Here is a 21,678-nt window from a genome sequence, read left to right as displayed (position 1 = left end):
AAACAAACGGTGCATACTTCACTGTAGGACTTTTTACTTAACCAGACAGACAGGCAGCGATGCAAAGACGCCAATACCAGAGGCGTCTGCCCCTGGTGTTCAGGAAAAAATCATGCTGCAGGCCATGTCAGCTCAGAGCACATACTCGTTTAAAGGTTTTACCCTTCATATGTAAAAACCGTGTCAAAAATGAATTACGTAGATAAAGGTGAATCCGACGCTGATTCAAACAAATCTACAGACTGCTGGTAATACCGGATAAAATCATTAAATGTCACCGGCGGTAGAAACTGATACCCCTGCAGATAGTCAACATTATTTTTTCCCAACCATTGTTGCTGATAGTCATTTTCAACGCCCTCAGCCACCGTACGTAACCCCAGAAGTCCTGAAAGGTGAGTAATTGACTCGAGCATAGGGATATATTGATCAACCTCTTTAATTTCCTTAATGAAGCTTTTATCAATTTTGATTACATCCAGGTCTAACTCATTGAGATAGCAGAGATTAGCGTATCCAGTACCAAAATCATCCAAAGCGAACAAAACACCTTTATTTCGTAACGAACGAATAAGTTCTTTGATTGCAGGAGTGATCGTGAACGTCTGGTTCTCTGTTATCTCTATCATCAATTTTATCGGAAGACCTTGCGTTATCTCCATAAAATTAAGACATTCCCAATAGAATACGGGATTATTTAAACCTGACGGACTGACATTAAAAGAAACGAACAGTGTTTTATTAATGCTCGCGCCTCCAGAGACAAGATTGCTCGCAACAGCGGTCATTAAATAGCTAGTTAACTCATTGATTAAGCCACTTTTTTCAGCCAATGGAATAAACTCTCGCTGAGAAATAGCATAGTTATGTCCCTGTGGCCAACGAGCCAAGACCTCAACGCCACAAACATCGCCCCTGATATTCACGATGGGTTGAAAATAAGGAATGATCTCCTCATTCCTTATTGCCATACTCAGTCTACTAGTATCCGAAACATCATATGCGTCAGTGTAAACTGTATCCTCACTCACATTATTATTGATTATAGAACCTTCATTTAATAAATTATTTCGGGTTAAAAAGATAACAGTTTCATTAAAATTAGAAAAGCCGAGGCGAGCAGTAATTTTATCCCGATATCGATACACTGACTTAATTGTTAGCGAATTAGCAATACAGAAATCATGCAGTTTTTCTTTTGTGAATGATGAATACAGCATTTCTTCTTCAAATTCAGTCAAGTTAAAAGTAAACATCGGTGAGTCTTTATTGACTTCCACAACTTTGTCAGGTGCCAATAAACTCTCTTTTAATTGAGCGATCAACTGCTCCGACAATTCCCCCCCATTGATAAAGGAATAGTCTTCATATCCCCGATTAACAGGCAGGGTTTCGCACATCCGCAGAACAATACAGTGTATGTTGATGAACTGTGTACTGTTTCTCTGAAGCCATTTTTTGACCAATAATAATGGCAACCGGTTATCGATCACCAGCAAGCAGGACGGATATTGCGACATAACTGACTGCGTGCCAGAAATAAATGTCCGTGCATCGATCAATACCAGATTTGGTAACCATGCTTTTATTCCTGAAAAAAGGAAAGTATCATAACTGAGCAGAAAAATTTTTTTCGTATTCATAGTTATCACCAACTTAAATTTATGGCATAGCAGGTCCCTCGCTCTATTCACGAGAGAATATACAACACCTTCGACCTCCAATAATCATAAGGCGATTCGTGATATAACTTTATCCATAAGCCATATCACGTAAATTCAGAATTTATAATCACAGTTATCCATATGAGTATTCTCATCACACCGTAAATTCCATTTAAAAATTGAAAAAGAAAAAACTCAATTTCTTAATCAGTACAAATCCCTTTACTCACTTTCACTTCATTACAAAACAAAAAGCTATAAATACAAAATTTACAAAACATATAACTACAATGACCAACAGAATAACATATTACCGTAATTTATGCTGACCGACAAACTAAGAGAGGATGTCGTAGATCTTGTATTCATAAACATTTCCGGCAATATGCACGACATATTGTTTCATCGACTCTAAATTTATTGCTACATTTTCTATAGCGAGTGACAGTATAGGTTCAATATATAATCAGGGCATATTGGTTCAGACCCAACACCTCTAATGATTAATTTTTGAGCAACCCTGACCCACGGGTAGGTATTTCTGCAACGCTACGATAAATTTCCGGTTTTTTGTTTTCAACTCACTACTATGCCAGGTTTCCCCCGGTAACACATAACGCATGGTGGCTTCATCATCAGTTGAGTGACACCCCTGGTGTACGATAATTTTGAAAAAAGTATTCCCTGTGTTTTTCAACGTCCCGTTTATCTCATCAATGGTGTAGGCCAGGTTCATTTTCCTCGGACGAACGACCAATATGGTATCCATAGCGATCACCGGGAGAGCCTGTCCGCCTTTCCCTTGATTACGCTCGGTAAACAGCGTTATCGGCATTTCACGAAACAGTATTCGGTAATAGCGTTCTTTATCATCCTGCGGGCCACGATAGAAAATCTTAAAAAACTCACTTGCCTGCGGTGCCAGTGAAAAACGGAGCGGAGTAAACAAAAGTTCGCCTTCGGCAATAGCACTTCTGTTTTCACCTCCCGGTCCCGGTTTATCTATTTTAACTGCGCTAATACTGTACACGTTCTGTTTCTGGCTATCGTTATAGATTCGTTTACTGATAAATGATTTATCCGATGGCATCTCATAAATAGTCGACTCCAGATAGACGGCCTGTGCGGAGAACACCGCCAGCCCGGAAAGCAAGGCCAATATCCATCTTAGCGCCAAACGACAGTGGCTCATGGCGTCACTCCCACCCAATTCGCCGTCACTTTTATCTCTCCGCTGGCACTGACAACACCTTCCCAATCTGCACCGGAAACGGTCAACATCGAACGCGAATCATTCATTGGGAAAAGCAATTTTAAATCAGTCGCAAAGTAGCTTCCATCATCTGTATTATTTGCGTCCCAGGGCGTCTGTTGCCATTGCGCATCTCTCATGCTGATCGCCGCTTCACTACAGCTATTTCGTTTCTGTACCACGCCACCCGACTGACTGTTGTACTGAAGAAAGGCGGGAATTGGGACAGATAACCCACCTTGCGTAGAAGTGAACAGGCAATAAGGCACATTGTTTATCGTCGTACTTTCCCCAATAACTTGTGCGGTAATGCTATCAGCCTGACGAGGCCCCGAGACCGTCACGGTGTAATCCATCTCAATCGGAGCGGTCTCGCCAATTGTGCCGCTGCCGCTTGCCGAGGTGCTGTTATCCGATGAGATAATACTGATCCCATATTCCTTTGGAACAATATTGAGCTGTAGCGAAGGAGTAAACTGGTAATACCCCGACTCTGGCGTCACGCTATTTGTAAAAGCAAATGTAAATGGTTGGCTGTTGGTGATACTGACGCCACGATCCACCATATTTTTCAGGAATGTTTTCGACAGAAAAACATAGACATACTCACCACTATTACTAAAAATATTATAATAAACCGACGTCGAGCTAAAGTTAGTCCAGGTTTGACCATCACCAGAATATTTTATTGTGGCAGCCGCAGGTGTAAAACCAAGCAAACCGCTATCCGCATACATACGAATACGTAGTGAAGCCGTCAGGTTGCTGGTTTGATTTAAATTGTATGAAATCATCTTACAGATAACGCCATCTTCACGACTGACCACACCCAGCTCACAATAACCACTGTCTTTAGTGATGCTCGGCGTACCATCACTGGCAACCCATAACTCCTGAAATGCATTGGTAGAAACCAAAGACAAATGACCTATTTTATTTAATGTATAAGGTCTGATGTACCAATTACCGCTGCTCTGGTCTTTACAACGTTGCCCAGCCGCATAATCATAGTCAATCGTGGTTCGACAAAAATTAAGGTTATATGTCTCTGCGCTTCCGACCGACATATTGCGGAAGTATTCATACGCCGAGTCTGTCAGCGATGCAAAACCATAGTATCCACCGGCGATCCCGGATCCGGTTGCTTTAGTGTGATAAAAACCAAATTGATCGGTTAGCTCGGCAGCAATGTAGCCAGATGCTGGGCAATTAGCACCAGTGGTGCAACGAATACCCCGGAATGGTTCACTGATTGGCGAATTATCAATCCACATATCCTTAAAATATGAGGTATTGGCCACCCAGCCAACGATACCTATGTATCCCAGGCTATCCTGATCGTTTCCATATTTTACCCAGGTGTTCGACCCACTAATGCGAGGATCGAGAGAGGACGGGGTAATAAAGTATTCGTTATCAACATTGTTTTCTATAAACAAATAGTTGTTGTTGACCGCCGCCTGAGTGGAAGCCGAGAGCGCCCAGGCGGATGGAGATAACGCGGCAAAGACACAGCCGAGAATAAGGGAAAGAGATTTATTCATTATTAATACCTTATCGTTGTGCCATCGTGGTTTGCGTTGCACATTTCACATCGCCAACCCACGCCGCGCCGCGTGCTTTTTCCAGATCCAGATCGGCTTCACATATCCTGCCATTGGCAGAAATTAACGTAATAACCGGATACTTTTTATCAATATCGATAGCAAACTCACCTTTTGCATCCGTACGTGTTTTACCGATGTGGTTATGAATATCGGTATTTGCAGCCAACTGTCCATCGGGATAACGAATGCGACCGAATACGGTGACCATGCTTTTCACTTCAGGGTTGATAACGCCAACGTTACCCGGATATAGCGTCAGCTCCTGTTTGCGTCCTGAAACAATATCGAAGCTGTCCTCAGAATTTTTATCATTGAGGATTTCCAGCTTGTACTGAGCATAGGGCGGCAGTGCAATGAAGTTTGATTTACCGCTGAGACGATAATTGCGGTTATTAATCTTCGCAGCCAGTTTCCCCTCGCCGGTCAAATCTGTTTTTACGATAACGCCAGAACGCTGCCTCTCTTTACTCAGACCGAAGTCTTTACCTGCCCATGCCAGAGAACCTTGGGAAGAGAAGTTCATATTGGTGGAGTTGTCAGCAGAACGTGTTACCGATACGGTGCCAGCGTTATATTTCGTGTCATAACTTAGATTGCCGTTTACCGAATAATTATTGTCGTAATACTGTTCACCACTCAGACGCGTTGATGCCGATAATCCGACCGATTTAATCGGCCCTTCAGCATACTGTTTTCGTGCACTGAGATTACCCTGGGTGCTGCCATAGCGATCTCGGGAGACGCCCATGCTCAACCAGGTCGCCAACGGCAACGATAAGTCCAGGCTGACATAACGTTCCTGTCGCCCATCGTCATTTCGGTTGTTGTAGTAATAACGCTGAATTCCTGCACGTAACCCAATCGTGGCATACCTTCCAGAATAAAGAGTCGTGTTGTAATCCAGATTACGGTATTTATTGCCTGAGTAACGATTCTCCGTCTGACTAACAGTGAGTGAACCACCATGAGGAATAAACTTTCCGAGGTTAAGAGTTCCGCCAATGGAATAGTTATCACGCTCCTGCATAGGCAAGCGATCGCCAATTTTACTGTCTTCACGAGATGCCCAAAGGGAACCATATCCCTCAGGGACATTGAGATTAATGTTACTGATGTTTCGCCATGATGAATCGTTCGCTACCAACATCTGATTGCCAATACTGACGTATTCATTCACATTCAGCGTGACATCCGTTTCATTAACCGCATTGTTGTCAAAACCGTAGATCGTTGATTTCAGGCCCAGCCCCGACAATATCGCCAGCGTCACCGATGCGGCCCCCCCGGCAATCCAGGTCTGCTCACTACCCAAATCCTGATAGTGGTTACGCTTATAGCTCACCCGATCATAATCCAGCGAACCACCAAAAAACTGCCATGAGAGCTGATGAACTCCGGCAGCTTGTTGGCGAGCAAAGATCTTATTAACCCGGCTGACACGACTATTAATTGTCCGCCCATTGACCACGATATCTACCGTGACGTCGTAAACACCATACGGAAAGCGACTGGTATCAATTTCATAGCTGCCCATATTAAAGTTCTGCACGCTGAGCAAACGTCCATCGCGGAAGACATGAACCTCACCAGCGGCTGGCAAAAATACGGTAATCGGCGTGAGTGAAAGCGCGGTATTCTCAACAACCGTACTTCCTTTGTTCCCGTAGCTCACACCGTAAATTTTCCCACCATTCAGCGCATTCAGGCTGGCAATAGACTGGACATTCCATGTATCAAGCATCCCCAGCGCCAGTCGATACCCTTCATAATCGCGCTCATACATCGCACGATAAAGTTTACTGGTACCATTGCTGTCACCGATGCCGTAAAACGAACCGTTAACATTAATGTGGTGCTCCCGCAGCGATGTTGTATTGTCCATCGTCAGATAGCTGCGGGTACTGCTGCCATTTCGGTAATCGTTATAGTAGGTACCAAAGTTGTAGTTCAGGACGTTAGACAGAGTTTCAACGCTGGAAGGTCCAAGCAAGCTACTGCGCGCGACAATCGCTTCAGTTAACGCATCTTTGCTGACAATCATCTCCAGGTGAAATGATGAGACATTAAGTTGCAGTCGAGCATCATCTGACAGTTCAATATTCGTATTATCGTGAAACTTTACATCACGGATTTTTTCCACTAACGCGCGGGTTTTCTCGGATAACACAGCATTATTGGGCAATTCAGCAAGAGTCAGTGCTTTAACTGTAATATTGCCATCAACAAGCGAAATCACCGCATCGGCAATTTTTTGCTGACTTTTCTCATCAGTCTCGTTGTAACGGATATAAACCGGCACCGTCATTCCCTGCTCCAGTGAACGAGCGAAAGCGCTGGGAATAACGTAATTACCCACTTTTACTGGGGCTGCATGTGAAGTTCCTGGTGTCAGCGCAAGAAAAAGACAAATGCTACCGCCAACAATATATGTTGTTGTCATATGCATCCTTACAATCCGGTATTTTTATTTTTCCCGTACAGATGGCTGCTATTGACCATCACTTCACTGTAATAAACTGCTTACCGTGCCAGATCCCAATGCGTGAGCGGCTATTACTAATGTCGGTGAACTGCAGTTTTATTTTTGTACCTGGCATAATGTAATAACGTTCACGACAGCCCCGCCCCTGATCGCGAGCATTATCTTTGCAAGCCCCATAGGCGATTACTCGAAATGAAACATTGCCAGTATTGCTAATAACATCACCATTACGATTATATTCAAAACGCTCTTTTCGCGGCGCAACAACCAAAATCGTTCCAATTTCTGCTGACGCTGTCGCAACAGCGAATTTATTGGCCCGGGTTTCCGCGCTCTCGGTGACCGGCTCATCTATCCATTGCAGACGATAATAACGCTCGACATCATCAGCTGGCCCTTTATAAAAGAAGCGAAAAACATCCTTTGCCTGACCAGGCAGAATTAGATTGGCAGGCGTAGAGAGTAATTCCCCGGAATTAACGGGTTTTATTTCGACTCCGCCCGCTAAGGGTGATGACAGTTGTTTTACCGATACGCTGACATAACGAGCCGAATCTGTCGTATTAGTGATTTCTTTCGATAATGAACTCTCAGTAGAAGTCATTATCGACGTGATATCACCGACGTTAATTGCCCAGCTGGAAAAAGATATTACCAACCCTACCAACATTGCTGCCGGTAAATATTTATTCATGACACCATTCCTGATAAATTCGGGAGAAATTCTCCTCCCGAACTTTTATTTCTTAGGCGGACGGAGTCGTCCAGGTTGCATTGAACTGTACTTTTACATCCCCAGTCCAATAGCCGTCTGGCAGTGCAGAGTAATCCGTTACCGGCGTGCTACCATCAGAAGTCGCAGACGCAATGGTGAATTTGAAGTTGGATTGATCGCTGACGCGGTCAGCACCGTTGTAAGCGCCATCAGCCATCAGGCTTTCAAGACCAGAAGTCGAGCTGGAATTTACCAGGACAGTATCTGATGAATTAGTCAACGCGGTGCCATTCCATGCCACCCCTACGTTCAGGGTAGACGCATCGCCACTGGCGTTGGTCAGAGTATTGCTAATAATCTGAGCGGTCAGTTCAAAATCAGTTGCCGTTTCCTGGCCCTGAATAGTCACATCAAACGCGCCATCCTGGGAGTTGAAGCCATTCAGACCTTCCGCATACTGGAAAGTCAAAGAGTTCAGCGGAGTGACGACCAACATGCTGGTGGTATCTTTTGTTGCCGTCGCGTCCCACGAGGCCGTTGCAGAAGCAGTGACATCTGCCATTGCATTTGCCGCAACAAATACAGACGCCAGAGAGGTCACTAATAATAATTTTTTCATTTTTATCTTCTCCTAAGAACAAACTCACCACCGAGTCTTATTATTAAGTCACTCCAGCGGTTCCATTAATTGCGAGCCAGAATTGCCGCGCCCAAAAATTATCATTTGAATTAAGTAACATCTCAACAAACCCTGAAACGCAAAAATTACAAAAAGACTAAGAATTTTCCCACCAAAACGATAATCTAAGAAGTTTCCTAAGTTTAATTTACTTAAATAACACCATGAACCAGAACTATCACCCAAATAAATAAGACAAATCAAACATTTCATCTTTTTTATGTTTTTGATAAATATCAAAAAGATCATACAAATACCACGAGAGCAAAACCCTTACAAAACATAAAGATAATTAACACCTCCATAGTTTCTCTATAATGCTTATTATTTGTTGCAATTATGCTAAATTTTTAACGCCGCAAGAAAATTCTCATGATATATCCATTTGCGAGGGAATATTCTTATAAAAAAACATTCACCTACAGAAACCACATTCTAATTGATAATTATTTGACAAAATTAAAACCAGGAATTTTCCATATAAAATGAATATTCCTGGCTTATCAGGAGAGATAATGATTATCGTTAAATAGAAAATTAGATAAAACGTTTTAAACCAAGATAACTATTAATAGTTACGGTACGTACCCTATGTAAGGTAATCAAATTCTGCTGTTCAAGTGATTTTAATGAGCGGCTAACGGTTTCAATTTTAAGATCGAGATAACTGGCAATTTCCTCGCGAGAAAATGGCAAGCGAAGCGTCGTTTCTGGCCTGCCGATGCGCAAATGCATCTCGTAAAATTCCACTAGGAAAGCCGCGATCCTGGCCTCAGCATGTTTATTCGCATAGCGCCGCAGTTTTTCAACAATGAATCCATTGTCCCTGCAGAGAAACTTTATGACTGCAGCAGCAACCGAAGGCTCCTTATCTGCTACCTTGAACAACCGCGCAATATCAATGTGGCAAACCTCTGCAGCCGTTGCGGCCTGGATAGTTGTCAGATACTTCCCTCCTTCGACAGCATCCAGCGCCATGATATCTCCCGGAACATAAAAGCGGCTGATATAAACGTTATCGCCACATTCCACGCTGGACTTGCAGTACCCCTCATGGATAACAAAAAGCATCTCCGCGGTTTCATCCTGCCGAGCGAGTATCTCCCCAGCTTTAAACCGCCTTCTTTTGTCTATTAATTTGTATTGATTATCACGGTCAATCGCCGCTCCCTTTGGGCACAGCGAACAATGACGGGGAGGAAACGGGTTGCCAAGCGGCACAACAGGAATACTAAGTTTGTGAATATCCGATTTCACGCAACAACTCCTCATAAAAAATGAGACTGATTCTAATAGATCGAACCATAGGAACAATACGTGAACGGCAGACCAGGAAAATTCATGCTGGCAGGGAAAATTCTGTGATACGTCGCCTTTCGGGCGCTGGTGAGAGCATAGGTCAAAAACAGACTGATGCGGATGATGTTAAAACGCAGGATAGAAAAATAAATGCGGCAGCGAAGTGAAGGTTAGAATTAAGCGGGAGATGCCTTAATAGCTTTAAAATTAAGAGCGCTATTATGGCATCGCCCGTTTTCAATTACGCCCGGACCGTGTCGTCACCGAAGCCAATCCACTTATATGTGGTCAGTGCTTCCAGCCCCATTGGGCCACGCGCGTGCAGTTTTTGCGTGCTCACCGCCACTTCCGCACCCAATCCGAACTGGCCGCCATCGGTAAAACGAGTAGAGGCGTTTACATACACGGCAGAAGAGTCCACTTCATTCACGAAACGGTTGGCGTTGCTGAGCGTGCGCGTCAGTATGGCGTCCGAGTGCTGGGTACCGTGTTCGCGAATATGGGCGATAGCACCATCCATATTTTCGACCACCACAACGTTCAGATCCAGAGACAGAAACTCGTTATCCAGCTCTTCCGGTTTTAGTGGCACCAGTTTGGCAGGGCCATGCAGAACTTGCATCACGATTTCATCACCGTGCAGCGTAACACCGCTATCCGCCATCTTTTGGCTTAACGCAGGCAGGAAACGCTCAGCAATATCCTGATGCACCAGCAGAGTTTCTACAGTGTTACAGGTGCTTGGACGCTGGGTTTTGGCGTTAACGATAATCTTCAGGGCCGGGGCTATCTCAGCAGAATCATCAACATAAATATGGCATACGCCAATGCCGCCGGTGATGACCGGGATGGTCGACTGCTCACGACACAGCTTGTGCAGGCCCGCGCCACCGCGTGGGATCAGCATATCGATGTACTTATCCATACGCAGCATTTCAGCGACCAGCGCGCGGTCCGGATTATCTATCGACTGCACCGCTGCTGCGGGTAAACCGCAGGCTTCCAGCGCCTTTTGGATAACCGCCACGGTGGCGGCGTTCGTCCGGTAGGTCTCTTTCCCACCACGCAGAATCACCGCATTGCCGGTTTTCAGGCACAGTGAGGCAACATCAACGGTGACGTTTGGACGCGCTTCATAAATCACGCCAATCACGCCCAGCGGGACGCGACGACGCTCCAGACGCAGACCGCTATCCAGCAGGCCGCCGTCAATCACCTGCCCTACCGGGTCGGCAAGATTACAGACCTGGCGCACATCGTCAGCAATCGCTTTCAGACGCGCCGGCGTCAGCGCCAGGCGGTCGAGCATCGCTTCGCTCAGGCCGTTGGCTCGCGCCTGCTCAACATCTTGTATGTTCGCGCTGAGGATGCTTTCCGTTTGCGCTTCCAGCTCATCAGCAATGGTTTCCAGTACGCGATTTTTTTCGCGACTGGAGAGCAGCGCCAGCTTGTATGACGCGGCTTTGGCAGCAATGCCCATTTGTTCCAGCATATGCTTGTTCCTTAACGGGTGATCATGTCGTCGCGATGGACAGCAACCGGACCGTATTCGTAGCCCAGGATAGTGTCGATCTGTTGTGAGTGATGTCCGGCAATACGGCGCAGCGCGTCGCTGTTATAGCGGGTGACGCCGTGGGCAATATCGCGCCCTTCGAGATTGCAGATGCGGATCACTTCACCACGAGAAAAGTTACCTGTCACGCTTTTAATGCCTTTTGGCAGTAATGAGCTGCCGCGTTCCAGAATTGCTGCGGTCGCGCCCTCATCGACGGTAATCTCTCCGGCAGGCGGAGCGCCGAAGATCCAGCGTTTACGGTTCTCCAGCGGAGAGGCTTGAGCATGAAAACGCGTCCCAACGGAAACGCCTTCCATCACGTCGCCAATCACGCCCGGCTTGCTGCCTGCGGCAATAATGGTGTCAATCCCGGCGCGGCATGCGACATCGGCGGCCTGCAGTTTTGTGCCCATGCCGCCGGTTCCAAGACCTGAGACGCTATCCCCGGCAATGGCGCGCAGCGCATCATCAATGCCGTGCACGTCTTTAATCAGCTCAGCCTGCGGGTTGGTGCGTGGATCGGCGGTGAACAGCCCCTGCTGATCGGTCAACAACAGCAGCTTATCGGCACCGGCCAGAATTGCCGCCAGCGCGGAGAGGTTGTCGTTATCGCCGACTTTAATCTCGGCGGTCGCTACGGCGTCATTCTCATTAATGACAGGAACAATGTTGTTATCCAGCAGCGCGCGGAGCGTATCGCGGGCGTTGAGGAAGCGCTCTCTGTCTTCCATATCTGCACGCGTCAGCAGCATCTGCCCGATATGAATACCGTAAATCGAGAACAGCTGTTCCCACAGTTGAATCAGTCGGCTCTGCCCGACCGCCGCCAACAGCTGTTTCGAAGCTATCGTTGCCGGGAGCTCCGGGTAACCAAGATGCTCACGTCCGGCGGCAATCGCACCAGAGGTAACGATAACAATACGATGCCCTGCGGCATGGAGCTGCGCGCACTGGCGAACCAGTTCTACGATGTGGGCGCGGTTCAGGCGGCGGGATCCGCCCGTTAACACACTGGTGCCAAGTTTTACCACCAGCGTCTGGCTGTCACTCATGATTCTCTGCCATTCAAAATTGGGGAAAATGATATCAAACGAACGTTTTAGCAGGACTGGCCCCGGTTGCCAACAACCAGCGCACAAAGCATGAAATTTTATTGCGCAGGATCAGCAAGCGTAGCGGCAGATTTTGACGCATTTATTACAGAAACATAAAAACACTCTTTTTTAAAAATATTCTTACTTTGTCATAAAACGTTCATTGCCAGACGTTAAAAACCCTCCTGTCTTTTAACGGGGATCACACCCAGTGAATATTAGCGCGTACTTTTAATCAGGAATGAAAATGAAAAAGAGCACTCTGGCATTAGTGGTGATGGGAATTGTTGCGTCGGCATCCGTACAGGCAGCGGAAGTGTATAACAAGAACGGTAATAAGCTGGATTTGTACGGCAAAGTAAAAGCCATGCATTACATGACGGATTATGACAGCAAAGATGGTGACCAAAGCTATATCCGTTTAGGTTTTAAAGGTGAAACGCAAATTAACGATCAACTAACCGGTTATGGTCGTTGGGAAGCAGAGTTTGCCGGCAATAAAGCTGAAAGCGACTCTAACCAACAAAAAACACGTCTGGCCTTCGCCGGTGTGAAATTAAAAGATTTTGGCTCGTTTGATTATGGTCGTAACCTGGGCGCGCTGTATGACGTGGAAGCCTGGACCGATATGTTCCCGGAATTTGGTGGCGACTCCTCCGCACAGACCGATAACTTTATGACCAAACGCGCCAGCGGTCTGGCAACTTACCGTAACACCGACTTTTTTGGCGTCGTGGATGGCCTGGATCTGACCTTGCAATACCAGGGTAAAAACCAGGATCGCGATGTGAAAAAACAGAACGGCGACGGTTTTGGTACTTCTGTTACCTATGACTTTGGCGGCAGCGATTTCGCGGTGAGCGGCGCTTATACCAACTCCGATCGAACCAACCAGCAGAATCTGCAAACTCGCGGTACGGGTGATAAAGCTGAAGCCTGGGCAACCGGCTTAAAATATGATGCTAACGATATTTATATTGCGACGTTCTATTCTGAAACACGCAATATGACGCCAATTTCCGGCGGCTTCGCCAATAAAACACAGAACTTCGAAGCGGTTGTTCAGTACCAGTTTGACTTTGGTCTGCGTCCGTCACTGGGTTATGTGCTTTCTAAAGGGAAAGATATTGAAGGCGTCGGCAATGAAGACCTGGTGAATTATATCGACGTGGGCGCAACGTATTATTTCAACAAAAATATGTCCGCGTTTGTTGATTATAAAATCAACCAGTTGGATAGCGATAATAAACTGGGCATCAACGATGATGACATCGTTGCTGTCGGTATGGTCTACCAGTTCTGATATAGCATAAAAAATGCCGGATGGGGTTGCGCCGCCATCCGGCATTTTACTGTTCATTATGCCGTTAACTTAACCGGTTCATCCTTAAAGTCGTCAGCAGGTTCCAGCGCCAGATTCAGCGTCGTTAACAAGCCACGTAATTTTTCATGGAATTCACGTAAGGTGTATTCCAGTCGCTCTACCACTTCAGTCTCTTTCACCGGCACCGCCGTCCAGTTACCGTCTTTATCAAACAAACCAAACTGATAGCTGTACGTGAAACGTTTTTCCTGCGCCTCCAGTTCCATCCACCAGCCCCAGAACTCGCGTTTCTCAGGGGCGGGTTTCACGTTGACGCAAACAGCCAGACAATCGAAAAAAAATCGATTATCTTCGCACTGCCCTTCCCGGATATACGGGCCAAGCGCGGTGAATTTCTTGATCAATCTACTTTTCGGATGCCCACTCGGTAACGTCATTACGATCTCCTTAGGTGAAGCACCTGTTTTACCAAATCGCTAAAATTTAGCAAACTTTTAACACAATCTCTGATTGATCCAACCGGTTATTTCCTGCAACCCTTTGTCAAAATTGCGATACACCGGGTTGAAGGGGATCTCCAGTAGCTTACCGTCTGAAGATGAAGATGTGATTAAACGTGACTCTTCTTCCGGGCTAAACGGATCGTTCTTCCAGAATCCCGAGAGCATTGGCGTCGGGCAGCGTCGCCCCAGCAGGCCCTGCACTTTTAATGAATAGCGATTAAGCTCAACGCGCAGCGCTTCATCGGAGGCGTCGTGCATCCCCAGGCGGCTAGCCAGTACATCAAGGTACATTTCCGGGACGCTCGCCTGACGCTGCGGGTCGCTAAGCAGCGCATGAACCACAGGCCCCAGACAGGCCACCGCCTTCAGACGCGATGATTCCAGATACGCCAGGCGTACCGCCACGTTAGCGCCAAAGCGGAAACCGAAGGCTGCCACGCGGGTGTGATCCACCCAGGGAACATTAGGCAGCGCTTTTAATACATGCTGATGCAGCAGGCTGGAATCCTGAGTCAGTTTCCATTTTGACGAGAACCCAACCGACGGCATATCCAGCGTCAGCATGGCTATACCCCGTGGGGCAAAATAGCGCTCATACAGGGTGTAGTAATCCGTTTGCATGGAATCGAGGCCACCACACATCAGCACCGTCGGGAACGGACCGTCACCTTTTGGCATATGTAAGAAGCCGGTGATCGGCGCACCGCCAGCGACGGGAAACTCCATCTCACGCAGCGTGCCCGGCAATCGCTGTGCGGCCTCTTCATAGGCACGATTCGCCAAAGCCTGTGCCTGCTCTGCCAGCTCATCGCCTTTCAGGTGTGGGTAAGCGGCAATGTTGTACAACGTAGACGCATGCAGCCAGTGGCGTCCGCTCACCTGCGGATCCTCTTCCATAGACGCTTTCTGTTGCCAGTCCATCGCCTGCTTCGCCCACTCATAGATCCAGTTCCCACCGCGATAGCCGATAACCGTATCGTAGAGTTCTTTATCTGTACGCTCGGCTTCGCTCATCACGATACGTGCCTGCACCTCAAGGATTTCGCGCGGGTCGACGCCGCGCCAGATCCACATCAGGCGATTCACCATGCGATACCAGTGCGGAATGGTTTTGCCATCCAGGGCAGATTGTACGGACGGCTGCGCGCCGTGATTAAAACGACGAACCAGTGTTGACGTTTCAGGGTGTTTGAAGCGGGGTTTAAACAGGACTTCGCTGAGGTTAGCCTGTGACATGATTGCAGCCTCCATGAGTACTCACTAAGGCATAGTGTAACCTGACACAGCACAAAAAGAACAACGCCCGGCAGTTGCCAGGCGTTGAAAACTTTTTAGATTAGCGACCAGAGATCGGCGGGACGAACACTACGCCCATATCCCACGGCTGCTCAATCCAGGTATCCTGAGGGATATCAACAACATAATCATTCACCAGCGGGCGACCAGCCGGCTTAGCGAAGATAGTGACGAAATGCGCTTTAGGATACATTTCGCGGATCGCAACGGCGGTACCACCGGTGTCAACCAGGTCATCGATTACGATGAAACCTTCACCGTCGCCTTCGGCACGCTTCAGCACTTTCAGTTCGCGCTGGTTGTCGTGATCGTAGCTGGAGATGCATACGGTATCGACATGACGAATACCCAATTCACGCGCCAGCAATGCGCCCGGCACCAGACCACCACGGCTAACGGCAATAATGCCTTTCCATTGTTCAGAAGGCATCAGGCGGCTTGCCAGTTTACGTGCATGGATCTGCAACATGTCCCAGGTGACGACGTATTTTTCGCTCATGTGAAGTGTCCCAGCCTGTTTATCTACGGCTTAAAAAGTGTTCGAGGGGGAAATAGGTTGCGCGAGATTATAGAGATCTGACGCACTAAAAACCAGTGTTTCGCGGAATCCGCGCCTCTTTTTGCATGCTTTATGCTAGCCGTCAGCGGAGAAAGTGGTATTCTCAATCGCATCGCGCAAGCCTGACTTGTGGTGTTTTTAATTCTGCTAACCCCGTGGCCTGCAAGCAAGTTTTGTAGGACATCGCCAAGGAGACTCAACGTGTCTGAACTGTCTCAATTATCCCCGCAACCGCTATGGGATATTTTTGCCAAAATCTGTTCTATTCCTCATCCGTCCTATCATGAAGAGCAGCTCGCTGAACACATTCTGAGCTGGGCCCAAGAGAAAGGTTTCCACGTCGAGCGCGATCAAGTCGGTAATATCCTGATTCGCAAACCCGCTACCGCAGGCATGGAAAACCGCAAGCCGGTCGTTCTGCAGGCGCACCTGGATATGGTCCCGCAGAAAAACAACGACACCGTGCATGACTTCACTAAAGATCCTATCCAGCCTTATATTGACGGCGAATGGGTGAAAGCCCGTGGCACCACGCTGGGTGCGGATAACGGCATCGGTATGGCGTCTGCGCTGGCCGTTCTGGCTGATGACAGCGTGGTACACGGTCCGCTGGAAGTGCTGCTGACCATGACCGAAGAAGCGGGTATGGATGGCGCGTTTGGTCTGCAGGCTAACTGGCTGCAGGCAGATATCCTGATCAACACCGACTCTGAAGAAGAAGGTGAGATCTACATGGGTTGCGCAGGCGGTATCGACTTTACCTCTAACCTGCCGCTGTCCCGTGAAGCAATCCCGGCTGGCTTCCAGAGCTTTAAGCTGACGTTAAAAGGCCTGAAAGGTGGTCACTCCGGCGGCGAAATCCACGTGGGTCTCGGTAACGCGAACAAACTGCTGGTACGCTTCCTGGCGGGCCACGCTGAAGAGCTGGATCTGCGTCTGGTTGATTTCAACGGCGGTACGCTGCGTAACGCGATTCCGCGTGAAGCCTTTGCCACCCTCGCCGTGGCTGCAGATAAAGTTGATGCGTTAAAAGCGCTGGTCAACACCTATCAGGAAATCCTGAAAAACGAACTGGAAGCCAAAGAGAAGAACCTGGCTCTGCTGCTGGATGCCGTAACTCAAGACAAAGCCGCGCTGACCGCTCAGTCTCGCGACAGCTTTGTGCGTCTGCTGAACGCCACCCCGAACGGCGTAATCCGCAACTCTGACGTCGCCAAAGGCGTGGTTGAGACCTCTCTGAACGTCGGCGTTGTCACCATGACTGACGACAACGTTGAAATTCACTGCCTGATCCGTTCCCTGATCGACAGCGGTAAAGACTACGTGGTGAGCATGCTGGATTCACTGGGTAAACTGGCTGGCGCGAAAACCCAGGCAAAAGGCGGATACCCAGGCTGGCAGCCGGATGCTAACTCTCCGGTTATGCACCTGGTTCGTGAAACCTATCAGCGTCTGTTCAACAAAACGCCGAATATCCAGATCATCCACGCTGGTCTGGAATGTGGTCTGTTCAAGAAACCGTATCCAGATATGGACATGGTTTCCATCGGGCCAACTATCACCGGTCCGCACTCCCCGGATGAGCAGGTTCATATCGAAAGCGTCGGCCATTACTGGACGCTGCTGACTGAACTGCTGAAGTCTATTCCGGCGAAGTAAGATTCTGCGCTAAATGCCGGATGACGCTACGTTTATCTGGCCTACATGCTGATTTGTAGGCTGGATAAAGTTTTTACGCTGCCATCCGGCATGCACGCTGATTTGAAGGCTGGATAAAGTTTTTACGCTGCCATCAGGCATGCTCGCTGGTTTGTAGGCCGGATAAGGCGTTTACGCCGACATCCGGCAATTGTTCTGAATCACAGCCCCAATAGCAGTTGTCTTTCCATTTGTGGATCCAGCAGCGTGACGTGTAATCCCACCAGCCTGACACCTCGCCCTCCCCTACGCTCGTCCCAGGTCTTGCGCGCTGTCGTAATTAAGTCATCTTTATTTAAGCGCGGCCAGACGTGCTCCTGCGTAGTCTGCTGAAAATCATTAAACTTGAGTTTTATCCCCTGGCGAGCGATCAGCAGATCCGGCTTTACCTTTGCCAGACGCCGTTCCAGTTCAGGATAGAGCCGTTCAATTATCGCCTCACACTCCGACCACTCGTGAATATCTTCCTCCAGCGTACGCTCCACGCCGACGGATTTACGCAGCCTGTCGTTGTTGACGTCCCGCTCGTCAATCCCCTGACTGCGCTCCCACAGCACGCGACCAAACTTGCCGAAGCGTTTGAGCAGCATTGCCAGGTCGTATTTTTGAACATCTTCGCAGGTACGTAATCCCATTGATTCCAGCTTAGCGGCGGAGACTTTGCCAACGCCGGGAATTTTGCCTAACGGCAATGTTCTGAGAAATTCAGGAACATCGGCAGGGGTAATCACATATTGCCCATTGGGTTTGTTGAGATCGGAAGCTATTTTTGCCAGAAATTTTACCGGCGCAATTCCGGCAGAGGCGGTTAACTGTAACTCGTTAAAAATTGTCTGACGGATTTCCTGAGCGATCAGCGTAGCTGAGCCGTGGCAGTGGGTGCTGTCGGTCACATCCAGATAGGCTTCATCCAGCGAAAGGGGTTCTATCAGCGAGGTATAGCGAGAGAAAATAGCCTGAATCTGGCGGGAGGCTTCTTTATAGGCCTCGTAACGACCAGGTAATAAAGTGAGATGCGGACACAGCTTTAATGCCATCCCAGTTGGCATTGCGCTACGCACGCCAAATTTGCGCGCCGGGTAATTGGCCGTGCTGATGACCCCCCGACGTTCTCGACTGCCGCCAATAGCAATGGGAATATCACGCAGGGCGGGGTTGTCGCGCATTTCCACCGCCGCGAAAAAGCAGTCCATATCGACATGTATGATTTTACGCATCGTTTGCCTCCCACATCACTGTTTAAGTATACAGTATTTTTATGTTGTGAGAAGTCTGGTTGTACCTAATGCTGGGCCGTTCCTGACCCATTATCCATCCAGCACGATTAAGACCCAATGAAGCGCAATAACCAGCAAAATACGCCAGTGTCTGACTGCCTTTAAGCGCAATTTTCCGTATAAAGAAAAACTAAAGTGTAAACGCCGCACGAGAGACTTGCGAAAAACTCTCTTGGTGCTAATGTGAACGCTCCAGATCCAGATTTATCCGATTTGGGGATTCTTTTTGCCGTCCTGGCGTGTGTGATCGTTTTATCAAGGAATAAGCAGTATGCGTAAAATCGCATTTTTTCTTGCGATGCTTTTATTGCCGTGCGTTTCATTTGCCGGTTTGCTGAGCAGCAGCAGCCCGACTACGCCTGTCAGCAAAGAATATAAGCAGCAATTAATGGGCTCCCCCGTTTATATCCAGATCTTCAAAGAAGAGCGAACCTTGGATCTGTACGTCAAGATGGGCGAACAGTATCAATTGCTCGACAGTTATAAGATCTGCAATTATTCCGGCGGCTTAGGGCCGAAACAGCGTCAGGGTGATTTCAAAAGTCCGGAAGGATTTTACAGCGTACAACGTGGACAGCTGAAACCGGATAGCCGCTTCTATAAAGCGATTAACATTGGTTTCCCTAACGCCTATGACCGCGCACACGGTTATGAAGGTAAGTACCTGATGATCCACGGTGCCTGTGTTTCCGTCGGCTGCTACGCAATGACCGACAACGGCATTGATGAGATTTTCCAGTTTGTGACAGGTGCTCTGGTGTTCGGGCAGTCCAGCGTACAGGTTAGCATTTACCCGTTCCGCATGACCGATGCCAACATGCAACGCCATAAGTTCTCGTATTACAAAGATTTCTGGGCCCAGTTAAAGCCGGGATACGATTACTTTGAACAAACACGTAAACCACCGACCGTTTCCGTCGTCGATGGTCGTTACGTCGTCAGCAAGCCGTTGAGTCACGAAGTGGTTCAGCCGCAACTGGCATCAAACTACACGCTCCCCGAGACAAAATAATGCCCACTCGCCTGGCATAATCTTTTGCCAGGTTTCATTGCCGGTTAACGGTTGAGTGGCAATCACGGTGACCACATCATTGGGTGTGGTCTCTGAGCTAAAATCGATTTCCACGTCCTGATCCAGCAATGTCGCCACGCCAAACGGCGCACGACGCGTGATCCAAAACAGGTTGGTCGAACAGAAGGCCATCACATAGCGTCCGTCAGACAACAGCATGTTGAAGACGCCTTTCTCCCGCAGCTCTCCTGCCAGCATTGCGATGTATTTAAACACTGCCGTCATATTGCCAGGCGTGCGCGGATAACGCTCCGTCAGCTTATGGAGCAGCCAGCAGAAAGCTTTTTCGCTGTCGGTTTCCCCGACCGGGCGGAAATTTCCGGTTTCCAGCGATTTATAGCCACTGAGCTGTCCATTATGAGCATAGGTCCAGTTGCGTCCCCACAGTTCGCGGGTAAAGGGATGGGTATTTTCCAACGCCACTTCGCCACGGTTCGCCTGACGAATATGGGCAATCACGGAACAGGATTTGATGGGGTAGTCTTGTACCAGTTTGGCGATAGGCGAATTAAAGCTGGGTTGCGGATCTTTAAACGTACGGCAGCCCTTACCTTCATAAAACGTAATACCCCAGCCGTCTTTGTGCGGCCCGGTCCCTCCGCCGCGCTGAACCAGCCCGGTGAAGCTAAAGCAGATATCGGTTGGCACATTGGCGCTCATCCCGAGCAGTTCGCACATACATCACCTACCTTAAAACCGTGAACTGCCTGATGGCGCTGCGCTTATCAGGCCTACGTGGCGCTCATGTAGGCCGGATAAGGCTTCAGCCACCATCCGGCAATCGTCTTCTTATGGTTTAACCATCTCTTTTTCGATCAGCTGGATCAGGATATGGATCACTTTGATATGAATTTCCTGAATACGGTCAGCGTAGCCAAAGTGTGGCACGCGAATTTCGATATCCGCGCTGCCCGCCATTTTTCCGCCATCTTTACCGGTCAGGGTGATCACTTTCATCCCTTTCTCACGCGCTGCGGCAATCGCTTTAATTACGTTACCGGAATTACCCGAAGTCGAAATGCCTAACAGGACATCACCTTCACGACCCACGGCTTCTACGTAGCGAGAGAACACATAATCGTAACCAAAATCGTTGCTGACGCAGGAGATATGGCTGACGTCAGAGATAGCGATAGCAGGGTAACCAGGACGGTTTTCACGATAGCGTCCGGTCAGCTCTTCGGCAAAATGCATCGAGTCGCAATGGGAACCGCCGTTACCGCAAGAAAGTACCTTACCGCCCGCTTTAAAGCTGTCTGCCAACAGAACCGCCGCGCGCTGAATGGCGTGAATATTGGCGTCATCTTTAAGAAAATTAGCCAGCGTTTCCGCCGCTTCGCTCAGTTCGTTACGAATAAGATCCTGGTACATGAGGATATCCTTCAGCATGAATGTAAATGACAAGACGCAGTGTACCGGATAGCGCTACCTGCGAGAAGTCCAAGCCACAGGAATGGCTGTCGCTTTTGATTTTTTGTGCCGGTTAAAACAGCAACAATGTGAGCTTTGTTGTAATTATTTTGTAAACACATTGCTAAAAGAATTTACATCCACTACAAACATATCATCACAAGTGGTCAGACCTCCTACAAGCAAGGGAGC

At 48.2% G+C, this 21,678-nt stretch carries 18 protein-coding genes; 3 read left to right on the top strand and 15 right to left on the bottom strand.

The genetic code is table 11. The features are described 5' to 3' along the window. Positions 1–194: 194 nt before the first annotated feature. From OGY09_RS05955 to proB, 9 genes are all read right to left on the bottom strand, one after another. Positions 195–1,643 (bottom strand): EAL domain-containing protein, encoded by a 1,449-nt coding sequence (locus OGY09_RS05955; protein WP_275399188.1) that lies wholly within the window; start codon positions 1,641–1,643, stop codon positions 195–197. A 517-nt stretch (positions 1,644–2,160) separates the two neighbouring features. Continuing rightward, a complete protein-coding gene (locus OGY09_RS05950; protein WP_057068504.1) occupies positions 2,161–2,856 on the bottom strand; it encodes a fimbrial biogenesis chaperone in 696 nt (231 codons plus the stop codon). Next, positions 2,853–4,460, bottom strand: a complete 1,608-nt coding sequence (locus OGY09_RS05945) for a fimbrial adhesin EcpD family protein (RefSeq protein WP_275399189.1) — start codon at positions 4,458–4,460, stop codon at positions 2,853–2,855. The genes OGY09_RS05950 and OGY09_RS05945 overlap by 4 nt, the downstream gene beginning before the upstream one ends. A 10-nt stretch (positions 4,461–4,470) precedes the next feature. Next, positions 4,471–6,963 carry a CS1-pili formation C-terminal domain-containing protein gene (locus OGY09_RS05940; protein WP_286590086.1) on the bottom strand — a complete coding sequence of 831 codons (2,493 nt, stop codon included), beginning with the start codon at positions 6,961–6,963 and terminating at the stop codon, positions 4,471–4,473. Between the two features lie 58 nt (positions 6,964–7,021). Further along, positions 7,022–7,699, bottom strand: a complete 678-nt coding sequence (locus OGY09_RS05935; protein WP_008783793.1) for an EcpB family pilus assembly chaperone — start codon at positions 7,697–7,699, stop codon at positions 7,022–7,024. A gap of 52 nt (positions 7,700–7,751) precedes the next feature. Beyond that, positions 7,752–8,339 (bottom strand): common pilus major fimbrillin subunit EcpA, encoded by a 588-nt coding sequence (gene ecpA, locus OGY09_RS05930; protein ID WP_003830835.1) that lies wholly within the window; start codon positions 8,337–8,339, stop codon positions 7,752–7,754. A 597-nt stretch (positions 8,340–8,936) separates the two neighbouring features. After that, positions 8,937–9,656, bottom strand: a complete 720-nt coding sequence (locus tag OGY09_RS05925; protein WP_208744662.1) for a Crp/Fnr family transcriptional regulator — start codon at positions 9,654–9,656, stop codon at positions 8,937–8,939. 283 nt (positions 9,657–9,939) lie between these two features. Further along, a complete protein-coding gene (gene proA, locus OGY09_RS05920; RefSeq protein WP_275399191.1) occupies positions 9,940–11,190 on the bottom strand; it encodes a glutamate-5-semialdehyde dehydrogenase in 1,251 nt (416 codons plus the stop codon). 11 nt (positions 11,191–11,201) lie between these two features. Next, the gene (gene proB / locus OGY09_RS05915) at positions 11,202–12,305 is read right to left on the bottom strand and encodes a glutamate 5-kinase (protein WP_003031373.1); all 1,104 of its coding nucleotides are present in this window, start codon (positions 12,303–12,305) and stop codon (positions 11,202–11,204) included. 289 nt (positions 12,306–12,594) lie between these two features. On the opposite strand from proB, the gene phoE reads away from it, so the two are divergent. Next, on the top strand, positions 12,595–13,650 hold the full coding sequence (phoE, locus tag OGY09_RS05910) for a phosphoporin PhoE (RefSeq protein WP_003830831.1): 1,056 nt from the start codon (positions 12,595–12,597) through the stop codon (positions 13,648–13,650). Between the two features lie 56 nt (positions 13,651–13,706). Here phoE and crl read toward each other — a convergent pair whose 3' ends face one another. The 3 genes from crl to gpt all read right to left on the bottom strand — a co-directional run bounded on the left by crl (position 13,707) and on the right by gpt (position 15,969). Beyond that, positions 13,707–14,108, bottom strand: a complete 402-nt coding sequence (crl, locus tag OGY09_RS05905; RefSeq protein ID WP_008783790.1) for a sigma factor-binding protein Crl — start codon at positions 14,106–14,108, stop codon at positions 13,707–13,709. Between the two features lie 57 nt (positions 14,109–14,165). Next, entirely contained in the window at positions 14,166–15,410 is a 1,245-nt protein-coding gene (gene frsA / locus OGY09_RS05900; RefSeq protein WP_048214870.1) for an esterase FrsA, read from the bottom strand. Positions 15,411–15,510: 100 nt separating this feature from the next. Beyond that, a complete protein-coding gene (gpt, locus tag OGY09_RS05895; RefSeq protein WP_003031380.1) occupies positions 15,511–15,969 on the bottom strand; it encodes a xanthine phosphoribosyltransferase in 459 nt (152 codons plus the stop codon). 261 nt (positions 15,970–16,230) lie between these two features. Here gpt and pepD point away from each other — a divergent pair, with 261 nt between their 5' ends. Next, on the top strand, positions 16,231–17,688 hold the full coding sequence (gene pepD, locus OGY09_RS05890) for a cytosol nonspecific dipeptidase (protein WP_008783788.1): 1,458 nt from the start codon (positions 16,231–16,233) through the stop codon (positions 17,686–17,688). A 200-nt stretch (positions 17,689–17,888) separates the two neighbouring features. On the opposite strand, the gene dinB is transcribed toward pepD, so the two are convergent. Then, on the bottom strand, positions 17,889–18,944 hold the full coding sequence (gene dinB, locus OGY09_RS05885) for a DNA polymerase IV (protein ID WP_275399192.1): 1,056 nt from the start codon (positions 18,942–18,944) through the stop codon (positions 17,889–17,891). A 331-nt stretch (positions 18,945–19,275) separates the two neighbouring features. Between dinB and dpaA the strand changes: the two genes are divergently transcribed. Next, positions 19,276–20,016, top strand: a complete 741-nt coding sequence (gene dpaA, locus OGY09_RS05880) for a peptidoglycan meso-diaminopimelic acid protein amidase (RefSeq protein ID WP_003830823.1) — start codon at positions 19,276–19,278, stop codon at positions 20,014–20,016. Here the strand turns inward: dpaA and OGY09_RS05875 are convergent. Both OGY09_RS05875 and lpcA read right to left on the bottom strand, forming a co-directional pair. Next, positions 19,987–20,754, bottom strand: a complete 768-nt coding sequence (locus tag OGY09_RS05875; protein ID WP_003031388.1) for a class II glutamine amidotransferase — start codon at positions 20,752–20,754, stop codon at positions 19,987–19,989. The genes dpaA and OGY09_RS05875 overlap by 30 nt on opposite strands. A gap of 111 nt (positions 20,755–20,865) precedes the next feature. After that, positions 20,866–21,447 carry a D-sedoheptulose 7-phosphate isomerase gene (lpcA, locus tag OGY09_RS05870; protein WP_275399193.1) on the bottom strand — a complete coding sequence of 194 codons (582 nt, stop codon included), beginning with the start codon at positions 21,445–21,447 and terminating at the stop codon, positions 20,866–20,868. Positions 21,448–21,678: the final 231 nt, after the last annotated feature.

The sequence above is a fragment of the Citrobacter sp. Cpo071 genome (assembly GCF_030332765.1).
Classification (GTDB): domain Bacteria; phylum Pseudomonadota; class Gammaproteobacteria; order Enterobacterales; family Enterobacteriaceae; genus Citrobacter; species Citrobacter portucalensis.
This window is presented reverse-complemented; position numbering and strand designations above follow the sequence as displayed.

Bases quoted from the DNA above. Each gene is read 5' to 3' on its own strand.
- OGY09_RS05955 (WP_275399188.1), bottom strand. From the start codon at position 1,643: ATGAATACGAAAAAAATTTTTCTGCTCAGTTATGATACTTTCCTTTTT.
- OGY09_RS05950 (WP_057068504.1), bottom strand. From the start codon at position 2,856: ATGAGCCACTGTCGTTTGGCGCTAAGATGGATATTGGCCTTGCTTTCC.
- OGY09_RS05945 (WP_275399189.1), bottom strand. From the start codon at position 4,460: ATGAATAAATCTCTTTCCCTTATTCTCGGCTGTGTCTTTGCCGCGTTA.
- OGY09_RS05940 (WP_286590086.1), bottom strand. From the start codon at position 6,963: ATGACAACAACATATATTGTTGGCGGTAGCATTTGTCTTTTTCTTGCG.
- OGY09_RS05935 (WP_008783793.1), bottom strand. From the start codon at position 7,699: ATGAATAAATATTTACCGGCAGCAATGTTGGTAGGGTTGGTAATATCT.
- ecpA (WP_003830835.1), bottom strand. From the start codon at position 8,339: ATGAAAAAATTATTATTAGTGACCTCTCTGGCGTCTGTATTTGTTGCG.
- proA (WP_275399191.1), bottom strand. From the start codon at position 11,190: ATGCTGGAACAAATGGGCATTGCTGCCAAAGCCGCGTCATACAAGCTG.
- proB (WP_003031373.1), bottom strand. From the start codon at position 12,305: ATGAGTGACAGCCAGACGCTGGTGGTAAAACTTGGCACCAGTGTGTTA.
- phoE (WP_003830831.1), top strand. From the start codon at position 12,595: ATGAAAAAGAGCACTCTGGCATTAGTGGTGATGGGAATTGTTGCGTCG.
- crl (WP_008783790.1), bottom strand. From the start codon at position 14,108: ATGACGTTACCGAGTGGGCATCCGAAAAGTAGATTGATCAAGAAATTC.
- frsA (WP_048214870.1), bottom strand. From the start codon at position 15,410: ATGTCACAGGCTAACCTCAGCGAAGTCCTGTTTAAACCCCGCTTCAAA.
- gpt (WP_003031380.1), bottom strand. From the start codon at position 15,969: ATGAGCGAAAAATACGTCGTCACCTGGGACATGTTGCAGATCCATGCA.
- dinB (WP_275399192.1), bottom strand. From the start codon at position 18,944: ATGCGTAAAATCATACATGTCGATATGGACTGCTTTTTCGCGGCGGTG.
- dpaA (WP_003830823.1), top strand. From the start codon at position 19,276: ATGCGTAAAATCGCATTTTTTCTTGCGATGCTTTTATTGCCGTGCGTT.
- OGY09_RS05875 (WP_003031388.1), bottom strand. From the start codon at position 20,754: ATGTGCGAACTGCTCGGGATGAGCGCCAATGTGCCAACCGATATCTGC.
- lpcA (WP_275399193.1), bottom strand. From the start codon at position 21,447: ATGTACCAGGATCTTATTCGTAACGAACTGAGCGAAGCGGCGGAAACG.